Genomic DNA, 20734 nt, shown 5'->3' on the forward strand with positions numbered 1-20734 from the left:
GGTAACCACGGGCCTTCGGCCCGGGTTGCTTGCGCCTTCGGCGCTGCGCGGGCTTCGCCGCCAAAACTGCCCCGGCCTTCGGCCGGGGGCCACGGGCTCCGCCCGTGGCTGGCCCGCACTGCGTACGGGCGGCCGGCTTCGCCGGCGGATCGGGCTTTGCCCGATCGGTGGGGCGGGGCGCTGCGCGCCCCTGATGGTGGGTCAGTTGCTTCGCTTCACTTCTGAGGTGGTTGTGAAGTACGGGGGCTTGCGGCCCCTGGACAAGTGAGGCCCGGGCGGGGGTTGGCCCGCACTGCGTGCGGGCGGGGCCGGCTGCGCCGGCCGGATCGGGCTGCGCCCGATCGGAAAGGAGAGGCGGGCACTGCGCACCTCTGGGTAGCGGTAAGTCAACTCCGCGCTTCGCCGCGAAGTTGGTTGAGTGTCAGGGTGGAGGGCGGGAGTGGATGCCGGGCTTCGCCCGGGCTGACTGGGGTGGGGCGCTTCGTGCTTGGGGGTGGGTGATGGGTTGTCATGGGCTGGGGTCACTCATTGGGGTGGTGGATAGGCGGGCTTCGCCCGTTCCTTGTGCATCAAAGATAACAGCCCGCTAGACTCTGTGCTGTCAGATGGGCTTTGGTAAAGCCTTCAGCTCGCTGGAATGCACGGTTTCAGTAGAGGATAAATACGGTGGATAAAATATCCTACGGATTCCATCGCGCTCGATCCGCTATACACCGTAAGGTCCAAAAAATCTCCGAAGTATCTCGCCAACCAGGTGGGACAGGCTCGCTGGTGGCAGCGGGAGACCAGTCTGCTGGACTACGGCGCCTTGGCGCAGGAGGAGGCCGACGAGTGGGAGCGAATTGCCGAGCTCGTCCGCGCCGAGGGGCTGGCTGCCTACGACGAGCAGGCCCAGAGTACCAGGACCTTGCAGCGGCGCAGCGGGAGGAAACACGGCGGCTTCGCCGCACCCGCCAGGTAGAGGCCGGACAGCAGCTGGCGGTCGAGGCGGAGCGGCGCTTGGTGACGGTGGCGGCTGATTGGAGGTGGATCCGGAGCGGGTACCGGATTTCCCTTTCGCCGTGAATAGATGAAATATCCCGTACTGGTCCTACTCCCCGGCCACCAGAATTCCAGCTGGAAGGAATTGCCCGTCATGTCTAAGAAGCTTCGTCCTAATCAGGAAGAGGCGTGTGACGCTTCGGTACGACTTCTGACGCTTCCGGCATCGGGTCTGGTGCCGCCGGAGGGGCTGCGGTGTCAGGTCCGGGCCGCGACGGGCTCGGGCAAGTCGCTGACGGCCGTGCACGTGGCCGGGCGGCTGCGCTCGGAGCGGACGCTGGTGCTGGTGCCGTCGTTGCCGCTGCTGCAGCAGACGGTCCAGGTGTGGAAGCGGGAGGGGCACGGCGGGCGGATGGTGGGGCTCTGCTCCCTCAAGGGCAGCGAGCAGCCGGGGATCGCGTGCACCACCGATCCGGTGGAGTTGATCCGCTGGACGGCCGGGCCGGAGCGGGTGACGGTGTTCGCCACATACGCCAGCCTGGGCCTCGGCCACTTGGAGAAGGCGCACCAGGAGGGCTTGGAGCCGTTCTCGCTCGCGATCGTGGACGAAGCCCACAGGGTCAGTGGCCAAGCTGGTCGGCCGTGGGCGGCGATCCTCGACAACACCCGGATCCCCTGTGACCGGCGGCTGTTCATGACGGCCACGCCAAGGCTGTGGGCCGTCAAGGAGCGGGATCGGGAGCGGGCGGCGGCGGCCGACATTGGGTCGGCCGAGCTGATCGCGAGCATGGACGACGAGAGCCTGTCCGCCTTCGGCCCCATCGCCCATGACTATCCGCTCGGGCAGGCGATCTCCGACGGCGTGATCGCCCCCTACCGCATCGTCTGCGTCGACGTCTCGGACCCGGTCCTCCAGGGCCTGGAGCAGCGCGGTGCGCACGAGATGTCCGTGGAGTACCGGGGCGCGCGGCTGGCGGCCCTGCAGACGGCTCTGCTGACCGCTGCCGCCGAGTGGGACCTGGCCCGGGTGCTGTCGTTCCATCTCATGGTTGCGGAGGCGCGGGCGCTCAGCACCGGGCTCCGGGATGTGGCGAAGGTGCTGTGGGAGCAGGACCCGGCGCTGCACGCGGCCCCGGAGCTGATCGGCACGAGCTGGCTGGAGTCCGAGCACACCACCGCCGAGCGGCGCAAGGCACTCGGCGACTTCTCCTCGCTGCTCGCCGACGACGGGCTGCGGCTGCTGCGCTACGTGCTCTCCTCGGTCAAGGTCTTGAGCGAGGGCGTCGATACGTTCGACTGCGACTCGGTCTTCTTTGCGGACGTGCGCGGCTCGATGGTCGACCTGGTGCAGGCCGTCGGCCGGGCGCTGCGGATGCACCCCGGCAGCGGGAAGGTCGCCACCATCGTCGTGCCGGTCATCCTGGGGCCCGGGGAGAGCGGCGCGGAGCTGCTCAGTTCGAAGGCGTTCGACGGGCTCGCCAAGCTGTTGATGGCGCTGCGCTCGCACGACTCCGCCGCCGTGGAGCGCCTGGCGATGCCGCAGTCCGAGACCCGGCCTCCCCGGGAGCCGAGGCACGCCGGCGACCCGGACGAGCGCCGCTCAGGCGAAGCCGGGGAGCAGCTGCTGCAGTTCTCCACCCAGCGCGACCCGGCGCTGATCGCGGCGTTCGTGCGGACCCGGGTGCTGGAGCCGGAGCGGGCCGAGTTCCGGCGGGGCCTGGAGGAACTGCTCGCCTACAAGAAGGCGTTCGGGGACGTGAAGGTCGCCTACGCCTACGTCGCGCCGTCCGGGCACCGGCTCGGGGCGTGGGTGGCCGACCAGCGCCGCTACAAGGCCGCCGGAGTCCTCGACGACGAGCGGGTGACGGAGCTGAACGCGCTCGGGTTCGTCTGGTCCGCATTCGACTCGGCGTTCACCGACAACCTGGCCGCGGTCGCCGGGTACGCGGCCGAGCACGGGCACGCCTGCCCCCCCAATGAGGCCGTGTGGAACGGCCGGCCGGTCGGGACCATCATGAAGAACCTGCGCACCGCCCAGCGGCGCACCGAAGCCCTCCAGCGCCGGGCCGAGGCCGGAGAGACCGGCCTGGACTGGACGGGGGCGCTGACCGCTGACCGCAAGGCCGCACTCGATGAGATCGACCCGGCGTGGTGCCCGGCCTGGTCGGTGGAGTGGCAGCGCTGCTTCGCCCTGGCCTGGCGTCACGTCAAGGACGGCGGCACGCTCGCCGGTGCCGCGCCGGGCAGCGTCGTCGTCCAGGGCGAGGACCTGGCCGGGTGGGCCCGGGCGCAGCAGGTCGGCTGGGACAAGCTCGGCCCGGCCCAGCAGTGGGTGCTGGAGCACGTCCTCGGGATCGCGCCGCTGACCGCCGAGCAGAAGCCAGCGGGGAAGGTCTCGCACGCGGAGAAGGAGGCTCGCAACCTCGCGGCCGCCGCCCAGTACCGGGTCCGCGAGGGGCACCTGAATGTGCCTCGCAAGCACAAGGAGCCCCTGGTCGTGGACGACGGCACCGACGACGGCGCCACCGTGCTGATCAGCCTGGGCCTGTTCATCGCCAACAGCCGCACCAGGCGTGCCGACATCCCCGCCGAACGCGCCGCACGGCTCACCGAGCTGGGCATGCGCTGGGAGTAGGCGGGCGCCGGGGCCGGGCCGTTCAGGGTGCAACACGCCCACTGCAACACGGCCCGGCTGCCCTCCAGAGGTGGCAAAGGCCCAGGCCAGGGGCGCAACACGGCTGCGTTGCACCCCTGTGTTGCAGCCGGGTCCCAGGCGGGGCGGTGCCTGAGCCACCGGCAGGTGCGAAAGCTCGCGCATGGCACCGGAAAACGTCGGAACCTGGTGGGATGATTATCCGCATGAGTGAACAGCGGTCGCTGGATGACATGTTGAGCTCGGCGGAAGGGATGAGCGACGTCGAGCTTCATCGTCTCAAGTGTGAGCGGATTCTCGGGGCCACGGCCATCATGTTGCACGAACGCGGACATACAGATGCCTCGGGTCTGTTGGCCGAAGTGACCTCCTTGGACCTGGACTACCTGGGTGAGGACTGGAACATCACACAGCTCGAAGCCGTCTTCGATGTCGAGCAGCTCCTGGGTGACCGGTTCACTGAGGAGCTGCTAGACCAGATCCGGACCGCCATGGGTGCCGTCGTGGAACGCGGTGGGGAGGCCATTCAGCGTGTCCGGGTCCGGCCGCTGATCCCTCCCGTGAGTGCTGACTGGCGGGCGGATCTGAAGGCGGCTCAGAGCGGTCGGCAGTCCAACCACGCGCGCCGGGTCAGGATCGAGCCTCAGCACCCGATCGAGGATGCATTGCATTTCTCGAACGAGTGGGAGCAGAGGGTCTATCAGGTGCTCAAGGAGCAGCAGGAAGCGCTCCCTGACAACGAGACGCTGGGGATCTTGCCGCTTGCGGCGATGAGGGTGCTTGGGCACACCTACGAGCCGGACCTGCTCATCACCTACCGTGGGCGCGCAGGGATCATCGAGATCGATGGGCCCCACCACAAGGGCCGCCGTTCAGATGACGCCAGCAGGGAGCGGCTGCTTCGCAACGCCGGCGTGAAGCACATTGACCGCCTGGACGTACGGGACAGCACCCAAAAGCCAGAAGTCGAAAAGTTCGTCGCCGACTTTCTAAAGCACTTGGGTGCTTAGACAGCTCGGCACGCACCGCGACGGCCACTGTCGCGCGCAGCTGTCGCGCCCAACCTCACACGCGGGTAAGCGCCCATCCGCGCAGGTCACAGGGCGCGACAGCTCCCAATGCGACAGGGGATCGCGACAGCCCCCGCGACAGCCGCGCTGCACGCCCTGTTCCACCACAATCACGAGTACGGCCTTCGCGTCAAGTCCGGTTTCTCTTGGTCGAGTTCAGGATTACGCGAAGGCCGCTCCCGCGTCCCGTGAACACCCGGACGAGTGATCACCGAGGCCGCTTGTTCGAGCCCGGTGCATAAATCACAAGCTTAATGCGGCTTGCCCGGCACAGAGATGCCGGTGAAGGCCGTGGCCGGCGGCTTGCCCGCTGCTCGTCGAGGGCTTGCCCGGGACCGTCGTAGGGCTTGCCCAGGCGGCGCGGCAACGGCGTGAACCAGGCCCCGGGTGCGCCCCAGCCGACGAATTGCTGTTCGCCTCGGGCGCGAAACTCACCGACGCCACGCACGTTCTCACCGAGCACCGCACCGGTGCGGTGCGCCTTCTTCGCACCGCCGGCGCCCGTGACCGATCCGAGGCGAGCTCTGTTCACCCGGTATGACGATCTCCCGCCTTCCGGCTGCGGCCGGCAGGCCCGACCAGGCCGAGCCCGAGCAACAGGAGCCGGACGACGCTCTGAGCGCAGCCGAGCGCGACGCCCTCGCCCAGGCCGCTGTCACCGGCCAGCACGCCGCCGACTGGATCCGCACCCTCGCCGCCCGTCAGCAGCACGCGGACAACCGGCGGATCCTGGAGCGGTACGCCGATGCCGTCGAGCAGGTGCTGCGCCGCGAGATCATCCCCGGCAGTGAGGGCGAACTGACGGAGGAGCTGCGTTACACCCTGGACGCCTATGTACTGTGTGGCAGCGTCCTGGCCGAGCACCGCCCGGAGCTGACCGCAGCCGAGCGCATCGCGCTGCTCGCGGTCGGCTTCAGTGCCGCGTCCGCTCCGCGGGTCGTCCTCAATGACCTCGCCGGCGACCTGGCGCTGCTGTGCGAGGCCATCGACCAGGCCCTCGCCATCGCCACCATGGCGCAGCCAGCCACCTCCGAGGTGCGGGCGTGAGCCAGGCGGAGGCGGAGGCCAGAACTGAGACGGCGTCGGCGCCGGATGACCTGGTCCGCAAGTACGCCGTCGACCAGCTCGTCCGCTGCCTGCAGGAGAGGCGGCCTGTGCCGGGTGAGGACGCTGGGTGGTGGAGGCGGCACCGTCACGAGCGGTCCCTCAGGCGGCTGCGCCGGGCCACCGATCGCGCGTTCAGGTTCGAGGGCGCGGTGGACGAGGCGTTCCTGCGCTATCTGAAGATTGAGTTGGCGATCCACGTGCTGACCGCCCGCACCGCCGACCAGGCCACGATGTGGCAGCGCACCGAGGGCATTCTGTCGGCCCGCACCCTGGTGGAGCTGCGGGACTTCGTCCGCCGCTCCAGCGGTCGCCCGGACTGGGACTTCACCACCGACCGACAGCGCCCTACGCCGCCGCAGAGCGATGCGTGAATCGGCGGCGGGGCCGGACCACAGACCCCGCCACCGTCACAGCTCCAACACGGTACGGGAGCCGGTGACGTGCCGGACGCGGCCGGAGCGCGGTGGGGGGCTTGCCCACCGTGTATGACTTGAACGGATACTTTGCGAGTCTGGCTTGTGTGACCTGGGGTTGCGACTAATAGTTCGCGAGCCGTTGCGAGCGTTACTTTGCGAGGAGCTGTTCGGCTACAGTAACTCTCTGTGACATCGATCTGTCGCGGTAGTAGTCGTCAGCAGTTTGCTCGACGGCCGACCTGCGGACTCCCGGAGCATGGGCATCACCAGTGAGGGCGAGGAACTGTTCGACCGGTCGACTGTCAGTCAGGACACCGACTGTCAAAGGCCACGGGCTCTCACTCGGTCGCGGTGTGTTCGCGGAGTCGCCCCACGGGGCGCCGCGGCGGGGCTATGGTCGAAGGGGTAGCGCATCGGACGTGACCTTGGGGGCGGGGATGCTGGAGGACGCGCTGGTGGCGTTGGCCACGGCGGGTGGAACGGCTGTGGTCCAGGCGGCGGGGACGCAGGCGTGGGAGGGGCTGCGGGCGCGGGTGGCCCGGTTGCTGGGTCGTGGGGACGGTGAGCGCGAGCTCGTGGAGCTGGAGCGGCTGGACCGCACGGCTGGCGCGCTGCAGGCAACGGAGTCGTCGCAGGCCGAGCGGGTGCGGCTGCGTCAGGAGGCCTCGTGGCAGACCAGGTTCGAGAGCCTGCTCGAGGACCTGGCTGGCGTGGAGCGTGAGCGGGTGGCGGGCGAGTTGCGCGCCCTGGTCCAGGAGCAGGCCGCCAGCGGCGGGGTGACTGCGGGCGACCACGGCGTGGCGGTGGGCGGGAGCGTGGACGTGCGGGCCGATCACGGGTCGGTGGCCGCCCTTCGGGTGGGGGATGTGACGCTGGGAAACCCTTCCCAGCCGGGTCCGCCCCAGGGCTGAGCGCACCCGGCGCCACACCGCCCCAATCCGCCGCCGTTCACCCGGCCGTCTTGGCCGAGCATGGCGGCTTTGCCGTCGGCCACGCCCAGCAGGTCGTCCACTACCACGCAGCATCCCTGGCATCGGATGCCTGGCCGGCGCATGGGCCCGAGGTGCTGGTGCCGCGTCAGCTGCCCGGCGACGTGCCCGGCTTCGTGGGACGCGGGCAGGAGCTTCAGCAGCTGGAGGCGCTGGAGGCCGCCGTACCGGGCAGCGGTGTACGGCTGGTGGTGGTGGCGGGCACCGCCGGAGCGGGCAAGACCTCACTCGCGGTGCGCTTCGCACACACGGTGCGCGCACGCTTCCCCGACGGGCAGCTGTTCGTCAACCTGCGCGGCTACGACCCGGGCCCGCCGGTTGCCCCCGAGGCCGCGCTGGAGCGCTTCCTGCACGCCCTGGGCATCGCGGCAGACGCGATCCCCACCGACGGGGAGGAACGCGCAGAGCTGTACCGCTCATTGCTGGCCGAGCGCCGGGTCCTGGTGGTGCTGGACAACGCCGCAACCGTCGGCCAGGTCCGCCCCCTGCTGCCGGGCGACGCCGGTTGCCTAGTGGTGGCCACCAGCCGCGGACGCCTGTCCGGCCTGTCCGCCCGCGACGGCGCCCACCGCCTCACCCTGGGCCTGCTTACCCAGACCGAAGCCGTCGACCTGCTCACCGTCGCCACCGCCGGCTACCGCCACCGCGACGAGCCCGCCCAACTGGCCGAACTCGCCCGCCTGTGCGCCCGCCTGCCGCTGGCGCTGCGGATCGCGGCCGAGCGCGCCGCCGCCCGCCCCCACATGCCCCTGACCGACCTGATCGCCGACCTGCGCGGGGAATCCTCCCTGTGGGACGCCCTGACCGCCGACGACGACGCGGAGGCAGACGCGGTGCGCTCGGTCTTTGCCTGGTCCTACCGCGCCCTGCCCGCACCCGCCGCACGCGTCTTCCGTCTCCTGGGTCTACACCCCGGACCCGAGTTCAGCACCGCCGCGGCCGCCGCCCTCACCGGCCACACCCTGCGCCAGGCCCGCAACCACCTCGACCTGCTGGCCGGCGCCCACCTGCTGGAGCAGACCGGCCCCACCCGCTACCAGTTCCACGACCTGCTGCGCGCCTACGCCGCGGACCAGGCCCACCAGGACGAGAACCCCGAACAGCAGCACGCGGCCCTGACCTGCCTCGCCCACTGGTACCTGCACACTGCGGATGCCGCTGCCGGCACCGCCCAGACTCGCTTCTCCTCGAAGCTCACCGGGCCGACCGACCCCGCGATCGAGCCGCTCATCTTCTCCGACTACGCGCAGGCGACGCACTGGTACACCACTGAGCGGGCCAACCTGCTGGCCCTCGCGCGGGCCACGGCCGCCGCTGGCCTAGACGAGATCACCTGGCAACTGCCCGCGGCGCTGGACCCGCTGCACGACGCGCACAGCGCACTGGACGACCAACTGGAGACAGCTGAGCTCGGGCTCGCCGCAGCGCGACACCTGGGCGACCGCCGAGCCGAGGCGGCGATGCAGCAGATCCTGGGCTACGCCCACCGCACGAGCGGCCACCTGGAGCTGGCCACCGAGTGCTTCCGCGCGGCCTTTAAGCTCCAACGCGAGCTCGGCGAGCAACTCGGCCTGCTGGAGGCCACCAACGACCTAGGCCAAGCCCACATGGGGCAGCGCGAACTTGACCAAGCCATCGAGTACTTCGAGCAGACCCTCGCGCTGGCCCGCGAACAAGGCCAACAGGGCTGGTGCGCCCTCGCACTGGACAACCTGGCCGCAGCCTACGCCGAGATGGGCCGGCTCGAACGATCGGCCGAACTCGCCGGGCAGGCCTTGGCCCTATGCCGAAGTGCCGGCATCGAACCGTGGCAGCACCTCGACCCACTTCTCAGCCTCGCCCGCGCCTTCCGGGAGACCGGTCAGCTCTCACAGGCCGAGCAGCACCTGAACACGGCTGCCGGCATCCTCGCCGACGGCGTGATGTATCGCTCGCTGGAACTCGCAATGCTGCGCGAACAAGCAGCCCTGGCCCTGGCCCGCGGCGAGAGCGAGCAGGCCCTGGAGACCTACCAGCAGTGCGTGAGCCTCGCCCGGCTCACGGGCACCAAGCGGTACGAGGCGCTGATCTACGACGGAATCGGACAGGCCTTGCAGGATCTCGACCGCGTCGGCGAGGCCGCGGACTTCTACAGGACGGCAGTCGCCCTCGCCCGTCGGCACGCCAACCCCGTCACCGTCGCCACGGCTCTGGCCCACCTGAGCCACGCACTGGAACGAGCCGGGCAGGCCGAGCGGGCACTGGCCACCCGCGCCGAGGCCGAAGCACTGCTCGCCTCGTACACCGACCCGCGGGCCGACGCTCTGCGCGAGAGCCTGCGCCCGCCGCACTGACTGACCGCCAGATCGGGGTCGGGCACGGCGAGGCCCGCCCCTCCTTGGGAGAGGCGGGCTCCAGGAACCCGCTGATCGGGTTGCGCCACTACCTAAAAGGGCATCGCGAACTCGCCGCTGAACATGCCGAGTTCGAACGCCTCCCACTCGCCGCGGGTGAACACCAGCACCGGCCCCTCCTCCTCCCGACTGTTGCGCACCAGTGCGATGCCGCCCACGAACCGGACCTCGACGCAGTTGCTCCCCCCCTTGCAGAAGCTGCTCTTGAACCAGTCCCCACCGTCCTGGGGGAAGGTCTGGGCGATCGTCATCCCGGTCGTCCTCCCGACGTTGGCCGCTCTCTTTTCGCGACCGCCGGAGCAAGCGCACCGCTGAGGAGTATCGTGACGTCAGGGTGATCCTTGGTCACTCACGGTTCACTCATGACTCAGTCGACCCCGGGCAGGGGGACTTGCGTGGACGAGCACAGCGACAGGAACCACGACCAGCGCAAAGACCAGATCCGCATCCGCCAGCGAGGCGAGCCGGGTATCACCCTCGGCCACGAGCCAGAACCCGTCGACGGCCGTGAAACGCCGTTCGGCGCCCCGGACGCGGTGCCCGCCGGGGGCGTAGATCCACTGGCGGCGGCCGCGGCGGCGTTCGCCGCCGAACTGACCTACCGGCGCGCCGACCGCGGGTTGTCGATCCGGGCGCTGGCGAAGGCGATGGGCTTCGACCCGTCCTACGTTAGCCACATCGAGTCCCAACGCCTCGCCCCCACTGAGGAGTTCGCCCGCCGTGCCGACCAGGCACTGGACGCCGCCGACATCTTCTGGCGCCGCTGGCTCGACTACGCCAGGGCCCGGATCCTCACCCGCCCACCACGCTCACTGCCGCCCGTTCACCCGCCACTGGCACTCGGGCAGCCAACCATCTCTCCCGATACGCCGCTCACGTCCAACGCCGCGCCGCAAGCCGAGGCCGGCGACTGCTCAACAGCCGGCCCTGGGCACGAGGTGGACCTGCGTGAGGCTAAGGGCGTGCAGGTCGGCGACAACAACACCCAGCACAACACGTTCTGACAACCCGTCGCGATCGCGAGCAGTGTCGGCTCCTGCCTGGGACATCCGAGTACCGCAGCGGCAGGTCACGGCCGATCAACTTTGGTCTCCCGATCCTGCAATCGAGTGGCTTCGCCCGCCTGGGGATCGCTTCTGGCAGTGCAAATGATCAACCTCGATCACCATTCCGTTGATCTACGAATAACGATGGAGGATATCAAGTGGACATGAAGAATGCCCGGGGCGCGCAGGTGGGAAACAATAACACCCAGAACAACACGTACCCCTCGAAGCCCGCATACCTGCCGGCTATAGCATCAGAGGATTCCTCGGCGACATCGATTGCCACCGGTGACCACTCGATCGTTGCGAACGCGCAGAAGAAGACGAACTTCAAGTTCTCGATACCCTTCTTCGGCCCGCTGCTTGCCACTGCGGCCAGGCATCCGATGATCGCAGGAATCGCAGCTGCCGTCTTCGTCAGCGGAGCCAGCATTGGCGGGACCGTACTTGCCCGACCCGACACGTCACACGCCAGCCAGCCAGGAGCCGCTCTACCCGCCAGTCAGTCTGCGGTCGTGCCACTGAACGCCCGAAGTGCCGAACCATCGACAAGCCCGGCGGCAGCCGTCCCACTGCAAACCGGGCCCGCGTCGCCAACTGCAAGCCGGGCAGCGACCGCGAACGCGCCAGGACTCGGGTTCAGGATGCTAAGCCACAGTCACGGGGGCCCACAATTCGGATACGACTTTTCGCAAATGCCGCCCGTGGCGGCTAGATCTGAGGCAACTGGAATTTCCGTCAGCGGCGGAATGTTTTTATTTGAACTCATCTCATCAAATTCGAGAATCACGCGCTATGAGGGCCGCGAACTCCCCACTGCAGATGATTGCAAGAATTCAGTCAAAGACACCCCCATGAGCTGGGCCTATGCCAGTCCCGGAAATTTGTATTGCTATACTGACCAGTTTGGAAATCCGGGATATATCCTAGTTCGCGATATGGATAGTGAAAGCCTCACAGTTGACACCGTCCGCTTGTCTGACCCTGACCAGGCATCGCGCTCCAGTAGCTCTTCTCCCACCAGTGCTGTGGCCAGATAACAGCAATCTGAGCACCTTGACCGCAGCCCAGGTGGGCGACGGCGTACCTGGCCTGATACTCGCATAGCTACGGCAGGAGGACATATATCTCAGGGTGACGATTGCAATGCTCGGTGATCAGATTTCTGGGATCAAAACAGTCTGACCATCGATGCGGTGCGGCCACTTCGTTTCTCACCTGGCGGCCCATCAGACTGCTGTCGCGGTAAATACCGGATTTACCGCGACAGAGCCCCAAAGCTCCGACCAGCACCCCCACGATGGCCTCGTACGTTCGACCGGGGAGGTGAGGTGTACACATTTACCGCGACAGTGGTGAAGGGGTGGGCCAGAGTGGTGATCGAACAGGCGGCCGCGCCGGAGAGCGGGGGCGTGCTTCGGCTTCCGCGCGCCCGTGTCGTGCCCCTTGCTGCCGGACCGGCAACGTGCCCCGCTGCGATGGACCGATACCTGACCGCGGCCGGCATCTCGAAGGGATCCGCGCGGGTCCACCGGATCCCGCTGAGGAACTGGTGCTGGATGCTGGCCAGCGAGTGGACCCCGACCGGAGTAGCGCATCCGGGCAGCCTAGAGGCCGGGGAGGCATCGCGCTCCAGCTGAGCCGGTGGGTGAGGTGACAGATACCGAGCCGAGCGTGCTTTGTCACCGTGACGGGTTCGTCTGGTGCCAGGCTGTCAGCAGTTTGTCGGCATGGCGGGCCAGTGCTGGCAGGAGGACCGAGTAGGGCGAGCGGGGCTTGTCTCGTCTGAGCCGGTTGGCGAGGTGGATGGTTGCTGACCGCCCCGAAGCAGCAGCCGGTACCCGCCGGTTCTGGCGAGCGCACGGACGAACTTCGCGAAAGCCTTCACCGACTCGCCGACCACCTCGCCGCCATCCCCGCGGCGGACCACGACGACTACCGGCAGCGCCGTCGGCAACACGAGTCCTGGCACCTCAGTGACGACGAGTTCGCCAAACTCGTCGAGCGCTTCGTCACGGCCAACAACCGAAAGCCAACAGCCCCGGCAGACCAACTACACGAGGCCCTCTCCGCACTCATCTGGTCACAGGTCACAGGCAGCGAGCCCAGCCTCGCCCCCCTGCTTCCGCCCGCCCTTCGCGCCACCGGGCCGCAGCACCACCAGAACCGATCAGTCGGTGCCGGGTGGGAACCCGAGGAACTCGGCTGCTTGCTGGGCGTTCATGTCGCCGGCGGCGGCCTGGGCGAGCAAGATCGCGGCCGTACGCCGGAACCTACGCGAGTGGGGTGGGAACGGGCAGTCCGCGTCCGTCCAGAAGATCCGGAACCACTGGTCGGGTAGTTCCTGGGGGATGTTCTCGGGGGCGAAACCGTGGCGTCGTTCGATGTTGAGTTCGAGGAGCGAGGGGATGACCTGGCGCCGTGTCCAGGCTGTGGACGGGTTGCGCGGCTGGGGGCGCCTGCGCAGGGATTGCTGGACGATTGCGCGGCGGGCGAGTGTGGTGTCCCTGTCCAGGACACCGCACACATCGGACCCGATCAAAGCCCCAGCCGAAGAACCCACCCGACCACAGCACCACGGCCACACGCCCCAGCACCGCCAGAGACTGCACATGGCCACTACTCAACGTGACTCGACCGACACCCGGACCGCCACTCGCAAACTACAGCTCACATTCGCAAAGTATCGATCGCAGTCACACCGTGGACCAGGCTTGCCCAGTGGGCTACGCGAGGGGCTTGCCCAGCTCACGGCAGGCTTGCCCGGATCGGTGGCGGGCTTGCCCAGCCGGTGGCTGCCACCGTCCCGGCCCCTGCCGCGCGGGGAGAGTCAGCCTCCGTAGCAGCAGGTTCCGGCCCGCTACGGTGCCAGGCGCTGCGCGAGTGCAAGGCGCAGGAGGGTGAGGGCGTCGGTGGGGTTGGCGGAGAGCAGTGGCTGGTCGTCGGCGGCGTCCACGACGGGGTGGCCGGCGATGAAGGCGATCCAGGCGCCCTGGCCGTCGTGCGCCTCGATCCACCCGGCGGGGCGTCCGTATTGCTCGAGGGCTTGGATGCTCGGGTGGTGGGGCCAGGTGAGGTGGACCAGGCCCTGGCCGAGGGTGTAGGAGCGCTGGGGTGTACCGAGGCCGCGTTCGGTAGGCGGCATCCAGCCGGTGGCCCGGCCCAGCGCGAGGTCCGGGCCGTCGGCGTAGTCCCGGTCCTGGTGCACGTCGGTGTCCGGCAAGCCGTCCGGTCTGGGGGCGTCGGCGAGCACCGTGGCGGTCCGGGTGGGTGGGTTCGGGGCCATGGGGGCAGCGACCGTGGTGGTGAGGAGCGCGGCCTGGTGGACGAGGTGGCCGGCTGGGCCGCGGGGCGCCTGCGGATCGCCAGCTGGGGTGAGGATTTCTCCCCGGGGAGTTACAGGTGTGGCGGCGGGGGGCGTGCCGGTGGGCGCGGTTTCTCCCCGGGGCGGAACGTGGGCCTGGGCGGGCTCTGTAGCGGCCGGGTCGGCGGGCTCGGCCGCGGTCGTTTCTCCCCGGGGCGCAGCGAGCCGCGGTTCGCTGTCGGCTGGGGCCGGGTGGGGTGCGTGTGGCACCGGCTGGGCCCCGGCTGGATCGGTGCCGGGCGCGGGCTCTATTTCCCTTCGGGGAGAAATGGCGGGTTTCTGGGGGGCGGCGTCGGCCGCAGCCGGCTTCGTGAGGCGGCTGTCCAACAGCCTCTCGGCGGCTTCGCGGTGGCGAATGGTCACGAGGTAGGCGACGTGCAGGAGGTCGTCCAGGGCTTGCCGAGCCAGGGCTGCGTCGCCGTGGCGGGCTGCGCGGTCGAGCTGGAGCAGGAAGCGCACGTCGTGCTGGCGGAGCGCCGCGCCGAATTCCAGCAGCTCGGCCGCTTCTTTGTCGGCGGCGAGGTCGGCGGGCAGCGGAGTTTCACCCCGGGGGTTTTCGGTCGCTACGGCGGCCGTCGCGAGCGCGGCTTCCAAGCGCTCGCGCTCCCGCTGGCGGTCGGCCTTCGAGGAGCATGCCTTCGAGCAGTACTTCGGCCGGCGCCCCTTCCCTCTGAGCTCCAGCGGTGTCCCGCACATGGTGCAGGGCGTCGGGGCAGCGAACAGCGTCCCATTTTCACCCGGGGAGAAAGTCATGATCGGGATCGTATCCGGGGGAGAACATCAGTTCTCCCCCGGGGGGAAATATCGTGCCCCGGCGCAGTCCTGGCACCTGGTCAGGTCCTCAGGCCGCCGAGGGCAGTGACGGTCGGCTCCGGTGCCGGGCGCAGCCGGGTGGACGGTGGTGCGGGTGTGCGGGCAGCGGCGAGGTAGGGCGGGATGACCGCGGCCAGGCCGGCTGCGGCCTCCCGCAGGAGCGGGTCCTCGCCGCGGCGGGCCAGGAGGGCCTGGGCGAGGTGGAGCGCGGACTCCACCAGGACGGCGACCGGGGTCTTCTGATGGCGTCGAGCGCGGCCTGCTGGGCGGGCGGATCCGGGTGGGCCGGCGGGTCCGGGGCCGCCGCCGGTCGTGCCCAGGCCGGCTCCTGACGGCCAGCAGGCCGTTGGAGGGCGTCGCCGGCTCCAGGGCCCAGACCGAGGCCGCGCCGGGCGGCCGGGGTGCTGCTCGCACCCGGGTCAACGACGGCAACCGCCCAGAGTGGCGCAGCATCCGGGGTGGGGGCCGTCAGTTGCCGAACGGGGCCGACGCTGGCCACGGCAGGACTGCTGCGCCGGTGCTGTGTGAGGCGCTGGTGAAGGGCGTCGCCTGCGCCCGGGCCACGGCCGGGGCCTGACATGGCACCAGGGCCTCGCCGGAGCCGGGAGAATGGTGCGATGATCTCCCAGCCCCGCGGCCTCCAGTCCCTCATCCCCACCGCTCGCCAGGCGGCCACACCCGGTGAGCGGGCCGCCGCCCAGATGATCCACCTGCGCACCGCCACCGTCCCGGTGCCAGTGCTGGCCGCTGCCGCCGAGCTGATCGCCGCGCAACTGGAGGACCCGGACCCGGTCACCCGGGAAGCCGCCGTCGACGTCCACGCCCGCCTGGTCGCCGCCCTGGACAATGCCGCACCCGGCCGCTGATGTCCGCTGACAGGTGATCTCAGCCGGCCGGCCGCGACGGGCTCGACCCTCACTCCTCGATGGTGAATCAGCAGTCGCCGCCCTGGGTAATCCCCGGGGCACACGGACAGGGAGACCGCATGGATCCGCAGTACACCAGGGATACGTCCTTCAGCCGGTGGCTGGCCGACCGGGCCGCCGAGGCGCAGACGCTCGACGCACTGCTGCCGGACCCCGGGGCAGCGCCCAGCAGCACCGCACGGTGGGCGGCCTGCGAGACGGCCCGGATCCACCACAAGGTCGGCAGCCCGCTCGACCCACCACTCGCCCAGCGGGTCGCCGACCTCCTGCACCTCAGCTTGTGGGACGTCGTGGACGCCTTCCAAAGCGACAGCTGAGCGGACCTCGCCACAATTTGACACGGATACAGGCGCCGAAACACCTTCGCCTGGGAAAACACCCTCTTCGGGATATAGATGACACAACCCGCCACAGTACAAAGCGGGATCTTACGGGCACTCCGGGGAGATCGGGATACAGCCCGAGATACAGACAGAACGGGATGAACAGGTCGTCAGATACGGACCGAGACACAGCCCCACGCGCTAGGACACAGCCCTGTCGACCGCCGCGGTGGTGGCCTGGAGGCCAGCGGCGAGCTCGGCGGCCGACCGGCCGGACCGGGGCGACTTTCTAGGTTAGTGATTTCTTGTGCCGACCTACGCGGAACTGCTACTTCTCCCGATGAGTGATCAGCCAAACAGGCGGCGGCGCTTCTTTTCGGGCTGCTGCTGTTCGGTCTGGTGGCGTTCTTGTCCGGTGTGGGCGGCGGTCCCGTCCTGGCAGGGGGTGCTGTCGGCGGCTTGGATCGAGTCGGCGTGCTCGTCGGGCCAGCGCGCGGGCTGCACCTCGTGTTCGCGTTCCTGGCCCAGCAGGCGCTGCTGCTCACGCCGTTCTTCGTCGCGCTGGTACCAGGCGCCTCTGCCGTCCGGGTCGGCCAGCGCCGCCTCCAGGTCCTGCCAGGCCTGCTGGTGGCCGAACCGGTGCCAGGCCTGGTCTCCGGTCAGGCCCTTGGCGCGCAGGCGGTCCAGGGTGGTGGCCAGGATCGGGATCCGATCGGTGTAGTCGTTGTAGTCGTACTCGTCCCACGCGGTGCCGATGGCGTTGCGGGTGGGCTGGGGCGCCCAGTAGGGGCGTGAGAGCCGCTCCACGGCCTCGATCCGGTTGGCCAGGGCGACGGGGCCCAGCGCCCCGCCGAACACGAGCAGGACGGGCGGCCAGGGCGCTGTGCGCTCCCACCGCGTGGTGGGGGCCGGGCCGTACATCTGCTGCCAGTAGGGGATCTGGCCACCCTCCAGGCCCTTGCTGGTCCTGAGGTAGTAGCGGCGGTAGCGCTCGAACTTGCCCGCGACGGTCTCCGGGCTCATCGTGCCGCGGTCCACCTCGAACATCAGGGCCGGATAGCCGAGCTGAGGGGCGCGCAGCACGGCGTCGGTGATGGCGCGCAGCTTGGGGCCGACCTCGTGAACGGTCTCGGTGGACCAGTCGGTGATGGTGCCGGTGCCGGGTCCGGCGTCGGGGTCGGTGCCGCCTTGCAGGACGGCGATGATGGTCTCGGTGACCATCCGGGTGTGCGGGGCGCCGGTGCGCCCGGCGCCGCGGGCAGTGCGGCCCGGTTCCCGCCCGGTGGGGAGGACTTCGAGAGCGGCTTCGAGGCCGGCGGTGGTCAGGCGCCACAATTTCTCGCGGTCGGCGGTGCGGCCGTCGGCCGCGGTCAGGCCGTGCAGGCCCAAGTCGAGCAGGGCTGCCCGGACCACCTTGTTGCCCGCCGCGTTCGGGCGCACGATGCGCTGCAACTGGTCAGCGGTGGCGACCTTCACCACGGCGAGCGCGGCCAGCACATCGCCGCGCAGCGCCCCGGTCGAGCCGTTCGGGTTCTCCCGCGAACGCGCCCACGAGCGTGCCGCTGGCACAGACTGCGCGGCCGCGGCCTGGTCGTGATGCTGCTGGTCCTCGTCGAGCCGCTGCTGCTGGTCCGTCAACGCCCGCTCCTGTCTCCGGTTCCTGATGCCGTCACCCGGCCCGGCCGGGCCCGCTCGGCGCCGCCAGCCGGCAACCCGATGTCCACCAGCACCTACACGGGCGGACAGAAGGGTTGCCTGGGTCCCGGGAACAGACTGGGCAAGGGGCCTGACCTGCGATGATCCGCCCGTCTGCGCGGAACGATCCGGTAGGGGTTACGGTGCGGGTAACGGTAGTGCTCACGGTACCGCTTGCCCCGGCATTGGTGGCGGGCTGGGCAAGCCTTGACGGCCCGATGCCGGGGCTGCGGGTGGGCGGCGGCCTTGATGCCTGGTCAGTGCTGGCAGTGGGTGCAGACTGCTGCAGGCCGGTCACCGCCAGGGCGGCCAGATCGTCGCCCAGTGGACCGGCATTCAGCTGAGCTGGGGCAAGGTCTGCGTGTCGTTCGTCGACACCCCGGGAGTGTGGGCCTGCGTGGATGTGCACAGCGGCGGGCCTTTGTCCTCTTGACCGAAACTGCGGATCGCCGGCTGGGCGCCGATCTTCGCCGCCCAGATGTGCGGGCCAACTCAGCCACTCAGCCTCAGCGGAATCGGCGGATTCGCCTTCGGCCGGGGGTCCGTTCTGGCATGCTCAGTCGGATCACGCGCCTGGTGTGGAGCTGGGGCTGTCGCGTGGCCGACTGCGGACCTGGGGTGGGGACATGCAGCTTTCCGTCAGCGCGGCCGTGTTCCTCGCGGCCATCATCCTGGTGCGCCTCGCACGGCGCACCGAGGCCCGCAGTCGAGGGGACGAGAAGCTGACCGCGATCACCTGCGTGGTGTTCGGCGTACTGATCGCCTCGACACCGTGGGGGCAAGCGATCTTACGGCTGGTCGGTGTGATGACCCGAGCGACTCACTGAGATCCGCCAGCCAGGGGAGCTCTTCGACGCCGCGGGGCCTGGCGCCACCCGGCCGCCGGCACCTCTACCCCACGGCTATTGCACGGGTAGAGGTGTCTCCTTCCTGCCGGCACGGGCCGTTGCGCGGCGATCGGCGTCCCAGCGCTGCTTGTGGACGGCCTGGCGCGACATCCGGGCGCGCTCACCGATCGCTGCATCGCCGCGGCCCCAGTCGATCGACACACGCGGGTGATTGCCCGCTTGCCCATGGTGGTCCCCGCTTGCCCCGCTGCCGGCGGGGTCGCTTCCACGGGCGGGACCCGGGCTTGCCCAGGCCCCGCACAGGCTTGCCTAAGGGGGCTTGCCCAGGACTTCCAGGGATGGACAAGCCTGTGACCTGCGCCGTTCGTGGTCCGGGCAAGACTTTGGGCAAGCGGGTGTGAGGAGAGTTTGCGGCACGAGATCCGAGAGGAGCGTGCTGTGCTCGACCTGTCCCTGCTTCCCGTTCCCATGCCACTCGGCCTGAGCGCCGATCAGCGCCTGGTGATTCTGGGCGTCATCACCCACCTCGCGGCGGGCGCCGTGTACGTGGCGCTGACCGGACTGAGCGGTACACGGGTGCCGATCCGTCGCCGGGAGATCGGCACCGGGCCGCTGTCGTGCGTCGTGGTGCTCGCGGTCTGGGCCGCCGCCGTGGCGCTGTGGCCGGTGTCGCTGGTGTGCCGGTCGCTTCGGTCGCTTCGGTCGCTTCGCCGCCGGGTCGAGGGTCCCGGCACGGCCCGGGTCCGGGACGAGACCCCGCCACCGCCGGCGCAGGCCCGGGCCGTGCTGATCGCCGGTTCGGTCCCACCGGAGTGGTACTGGCGGGAGTACCGGGCTGTATCGGACGGCCTGGCCGGCCGGCTGCCGTGGTGCACGGCCCGGGCCGGTGCGCTGATGGAGCGTTCGGCCCAGGTCTTCGGTGTCCGCCACCCGTACACCCGCGACGCCTGGGAGCTGCTCGCCCGCGCCGCCCACACCACCATGGCCGTCGAGGTCGAGGGGCTGGACGACGGCGTCTACGTCACCACGCCGCCCGCGGCCGCCTGAGCCGGGGGTGCGGACGATGCGTGGACTTCTTCGACGCCGGACGACGGACACGGTGGAGGATGCCGAGTACCGGGGCGGCGACGTCGCGCTCGGGGACGGCGGCGGGGGCTGGTCGATGTCGACCGGCGCGAGCGCGCTCGGCACGGGGGCCGCGCGCTGGGTGCTGCGGGGCCTGCTGCTGCTCGGCCCCCTGCTGGGCGGCGCCGCGCTGGCCCTGGCGTCGCACCCGGCGGTGCCCGCAGCCGTGCGCCCGCCGGCCGCACCGCCCGCGTCGGCGGCCGGCGGGCAGGGGGCGGCCGGCTTCGCCGAGCAGTTCGTGGCCGTCTTCGTCGCGGCCGGCGACGGCGACCAGGCCAAGCTCGCCTCCTTCTACCCGGGTGCCACCGATCTGCGGCTGGAGGGCGCGCCGGGGCGGCTCGGCGTGGACCAGCTGGTGGTGGCTCGGCTTCGCCAGACCGACCGGGACGTGTGGTCGGTGACGGTCGGGGCCCGCCTCACGCCGGCGGGCGGGGCCGGGTCGGTGCATTACTTCCAGGTGCCGGTCGCCGCCGCGCCCGTGGGGGGCGGGGCGACGGGCTACGTGGCGCTGGGGATGCCCGCCGAGGTGGGTGCGCCCGCGCGGGTCCAGGCGCCGGCGCTGGTGTACGGGCCGTGGCGGCCCGCGCTGCCGGCAGACCCGCTCGCCCAGACCGTGACGTCCGCGCTGTCCGCGTACCTGACCGGGGCCGGTGGCCTGGACCGCTACCTGTCCCCCGGCACCCAGCTGGCCCCTGTCTCCCCCGCGCCGTACACGCAGGTGAGCGTCGATCAGCTCGCTGTCGAGGGCGAGCAGGACGGCTCGCCGCTGACCGTGGTTCCGCCCGGCGGAACGCAGCTGCGGGTGCTGGTGCAGGTGCGCGCCGGCGGCGCGGACGGCGTGCGGGTGCCGCTGACCTACGCCCTGACCTTGCGGGTGCGGGCCGGGCGCTGGGAGGTCGCAGCACTGGACGGCGCCCCGGCCGAGGCCCCCTCCCCCGCTGTTGCCTCCCCCGTTCCTTCTGCCCCTGCTTCCTGATCCGAAAGA

At 70.1% G+C, this 20734-nt stretch carries 19 protein-coding genes; 13 read left to right on the plus strand and 6 right to left on the minus strand.

The window, feature by feature from the left end; all coding sequences use genetic code 11:
* Positions 1–754: 754 nt before the first annotated feature.
* The 7 genes from OG294_RS39610 to OG294_RS39640 all read left to right on the plus strand — a co-directional run bounded on the left by OG294_RS39610 (position 755) and on the right by OG294_RS39640 (position 9549).
* On the plus strand, positions 755–961 hold the full coding sequence (locus OG294_RS39610) for a hypothetical protein (RefSeq protein ID WP_327071824.1): 207 nt from the start codon (positions 755–757) through the stop codon (positions 959–961).
* Between the two features lie 174 nt (positions 962–1135).
* The gene (locus tag OG294_RS39615; protein WP_327071825.1) at positions 1136–3616 is read left to right on the plus strand and encodes a DEAD/DEAH box helicase; all 2481 of its coding nucleotides are present in this window, start codon (positions 1136–1138) and stop codon (positions 3614–3616) included.
* A gap of 224 nt (positions 3617–3840) precedes the next feature.
* Positions 3841–4644, plus strand: a complete 804-nt coding sequence (locus OG294_RS39620) for a hypothetical protein (RefSeq protein ID WP_327071826.1) — start codon at positions 3841–3843, stop codon at positions 4642–4644.
* 597 nt (positions 4645–5241) lie between these two features.
* Positions 5242–5751 (plus strand): hypothetical protein, encoded by a 510-nt coding sequence (locus OG294_RS39625; protein ID WP_327071827.1) that lies wholly within the window; start codon positions 5242–5244, stop codon positions 5749–5751.
* A complete protein-coding gene (locus OG294_RS39630) occupies positions 5748–6182 on the plus strand; it encodes a hypothetical protein (RefSeq protein ID WP_327071828.1) in 435 nt (144 codons plus the stop codon). Before OG294_RS39625 ends, OG294_RS39630 begins: the two co-directional genes overlap by 4 nt.
* Positions 6183–6646: 464 nt before the next feature.
* Positions 6647–7138: a hypothetical protein gene (locus OG294_RS39635; protein WP_327071829.1), complete on the plus strand. Its 492-nt coding sequence runs from the start codon at positions 6647–6649 to the stop codon at positions 7136–7138.
* 50 nt (positions 7139–7188) lie between these two features.
* The gene (locus OG294_RS39640; protein WP_327071830.1) at positions 7189–9549 is read left to right on the plus strand and encodes an ATP-binding protein; all 2361 of its coding nucleotides are present in this window, start codon (positions 7189–7191) and stop codon (positions 9547–9549) included.
* A 92-nt stretch (positions 9550–9641) separates the two neighbouring features.
* Here the strand turns inward: OG294_RS39640 and OG294_RS39645 are convergent, their stop codons facing one another.
* Complete coding sequence (locus tag OG294_RS39645; protein ID WP_327071831.1) at positions 9642–9860, minus strand: DUF397 domain-containing protein; 219 nt, start codon at positions 9858–9860, stop codon at positions 9642–9644.
* Positions 9861–10004: 144 nt separating this feature from the next.
* On the opposite strand from OG294_RS39645, the gene OG294_RS39650 reads away from it, so the two are divergent.
* Complete coding sequence (locus OG294_RS39650; RefSeq protein WP_327071832.1) at positions 10005–10613, plus strand: helix-turn-helix domain-containing protein; 609 nt, start codon at positions 10005–10007, stop codon at positions 10611–10613.
* Positions 10614–10809: 196 nt separating this feature from the next.
* Here OG294_RS39650 and OG294_RS39655 read toward each other — a convergent pair whose 3' ends face one another.
* The 4 genes from OG294_RS39655 to OG294_RS39670 form a co-directional block, all read right to left on the minus strand.
* Entirely contained in the window at positions 10810–11088 is a 279-nt protein-coding gene (locus tag OG294_RS39655; RefSeq protein ID WP_327071833.1) for a hypothetical protein, read from the minus strand.
* Between the two features lie 1737 nt (positions 11089–12825).
* Positions 12826–13197, minus strand: a complete 372-nt coding sequence (locus tag OG294_RS39660; protein ID WP_327071834.1) for a hypothetical protein — start codon at positions 13195–13197, stop codon at positions 12826–12828.
* A 318-nt stretch (positions 13198–13515) separates the two neighbouring features.
* Positions 13516–14772 (minus strand): hypothetical protein, encoded by a 1257-nt coding sequence (locus OG294_RS39665; protein WP_327071835.1) that lies wholly within the window; start codon positions 14770–14772, stop codon positions 13516–13518.
* Positions 14773–14852: 80 nt separating this feature from the next.
* Positions 14853–15050: a hypothetical protein gene (locus OG294_RS39670; protein WP_327071836.1), complete on the minus strand. Its 198-nt coding sequence runs from the start codon at positions 15048–15050 to the stop codon at positions 14853–14855.
* Between the two features lie 399 nt (positions 15051–15449).
* On the opposite strand from OG294_RS39670, the gene OG294_RS39675 reads away from it, so the two are divergent.
* A complete protein-coding gene (locus OG294_RS39675; protein WP_327071837.1) occupies positions 15450–15698 on the plus strand; it encodes a hypothetical protein in 249 nt (82 codons plus the stop codon).
* Between the two features lie 119 nt (positions 15699–15817).
* Positions 15818–16075 (plus strand): hypothetical protein, encoded by a 258-nt coding sequence (locus OG294_RS39680; RefSeq protein WP_327071838.1) that lies wholly within the window; start codon positions 15818–15820, stop codon positions 16073–16075.
* 354 nt (positions 16076–16429) lie between these two features.
* On the opposite strand, the gene OG294_RS39685 is transcribed toward OG294_RS39680, so the two are convergent.
* Positions 16430–17719, minus strand: a complete 1290-nt coding sequence (locus OG294_RS39685; protein WP_327071839.1) for a replication-relaxation family protein — start codon at positions 17717–17719, stop codon at positions 16430–16432.
* Positions 17720–18402: 683 nt separating this feature from the next.
* Between OG294_RS39685 and OG294_RS39690 the strand changes: the two genes are divergently transcribed.
* From OG294_RS39690 to OG294_RS39700, 3 genes are all read left to right on the plus strand, one after another.
* The gene (locus OG294_RS39690) at positions 18403–18603 is read left to right on the plus strand and encodes a hypothetical protein (protein WP_327071840.1); all 201 of its coding nucleotides are present in this window, start codon (positions 18403–18405) and stop codon (positions 18601–18603) included.
* 459 nt (positions 18604–19062) lie between these two features.
* On the plus strand, positions 19063–19671 hold the full coding sequence (locus OG294_RS39695; protein ID WP_327071841.1) for a hypothetical protein: 609 nt from the start codon (positions 19063–19065) through the stop codon (positions 19669–19671).
* Between the two features lie 16 nt (positions 19672–19687).
* On the plus strand, positions 19688–20725 hold the full coding sequence (locus OG294_RS39700) for a conjugal transfer protein (RefSeq protein WP_327071842.1): 1038 nt from the start codon (positions 19688–19690) through the stop codon (positions 20723–20725).
* Positions 20726–20734: the final 9 nt, after the last annotated feature.

It is taken from the genome of Kitasatospora sp. NBC_01302 (genome assembly GCF_035976515.1).
Lineage (GTDB): Bacteria > Actinomycetota > Actinomycetes > Streptomycetales > Streptomycetaceae > Kitasatospora.

What these genes read in the sequence shown, in the direction of transcription:
- OG294_RS39615 (WP_327071825.1), top strand. Translation starts at nt 1,136, where the DNA reads ATGTCTAAGAAGCTTCGTCCTAATCAGGAAGAGGCGTGTGACGCTTCG.
- OG294_RS39620 (WP_327071826.1), top strand. Translation starts at nt 3,841, where the DNA reads ATGAGTGAACAGCGGTCGCTGGATGACATGTTGAGCTCGGCGGAAGGG.
- OG294_RS39625 (WP_327071827.1), top strand. Translation starts at nt 5,242, where the DNA reads ATGACGATCTCCCGCCTTCCGGCTGCGGCCGGCAGGCCCGACCAGGCC.
- OG294_RS39645 (WP_327071831.1), bottom strand. Translation starts at nt 9,860, where the DNA reads ATGACGATCGCCCAGACCTTCCCCCAGGACGGTGGGGACTGGTTCAAG.
- OG294_RS39655 (WP_327071833.1), bottom strand. Translation starts at nt 11,088, where the DNA reads ATGCTGGCTCCGCTGACGAAGACGGCAGCTGCGATTCCTGCGATCATC.
- OG294_RS39665 (WP_327071835.1), bottom strand. Translation starts at nt 14,772, where the DNA reads ATGACTTTCTCCCCGGGTGAAAATGGGACGCTGTTCGCTGCCCCGACG.
- OG294_RS39675 (WP_327071837.1), top strand. Translation starts at nt 15,450, where the DNA reads ATGATCTCCCAGCCCCGCGGCCTCCAGTCCCTCATCCCCACCGCTCGC.
- OG294_RS39680 (WP_327071838.1), top strand. Translation starts at nt 15,818, where the DNA reads ATGGATCCGCAGTACACCAGGGATACGTCCTTCAGCCGGTGGCTGGCC.
- OG294_RS39690 (WP_327071840.1), top strand. Translation starts at nt 18,403, where the DNA reads ATGCAGCTTTCCGTCAGCGCGGCCGTGTTCCTCGCGGCCATCATCCTG.
- OG294_RS39700 (WP_327071842.1), top strand. Translation starts at nt 19,688, where the DNA reads ATGCGTGGACTTCTTCGACGCCGGACGACGGACACGGTGGAGGATGCC.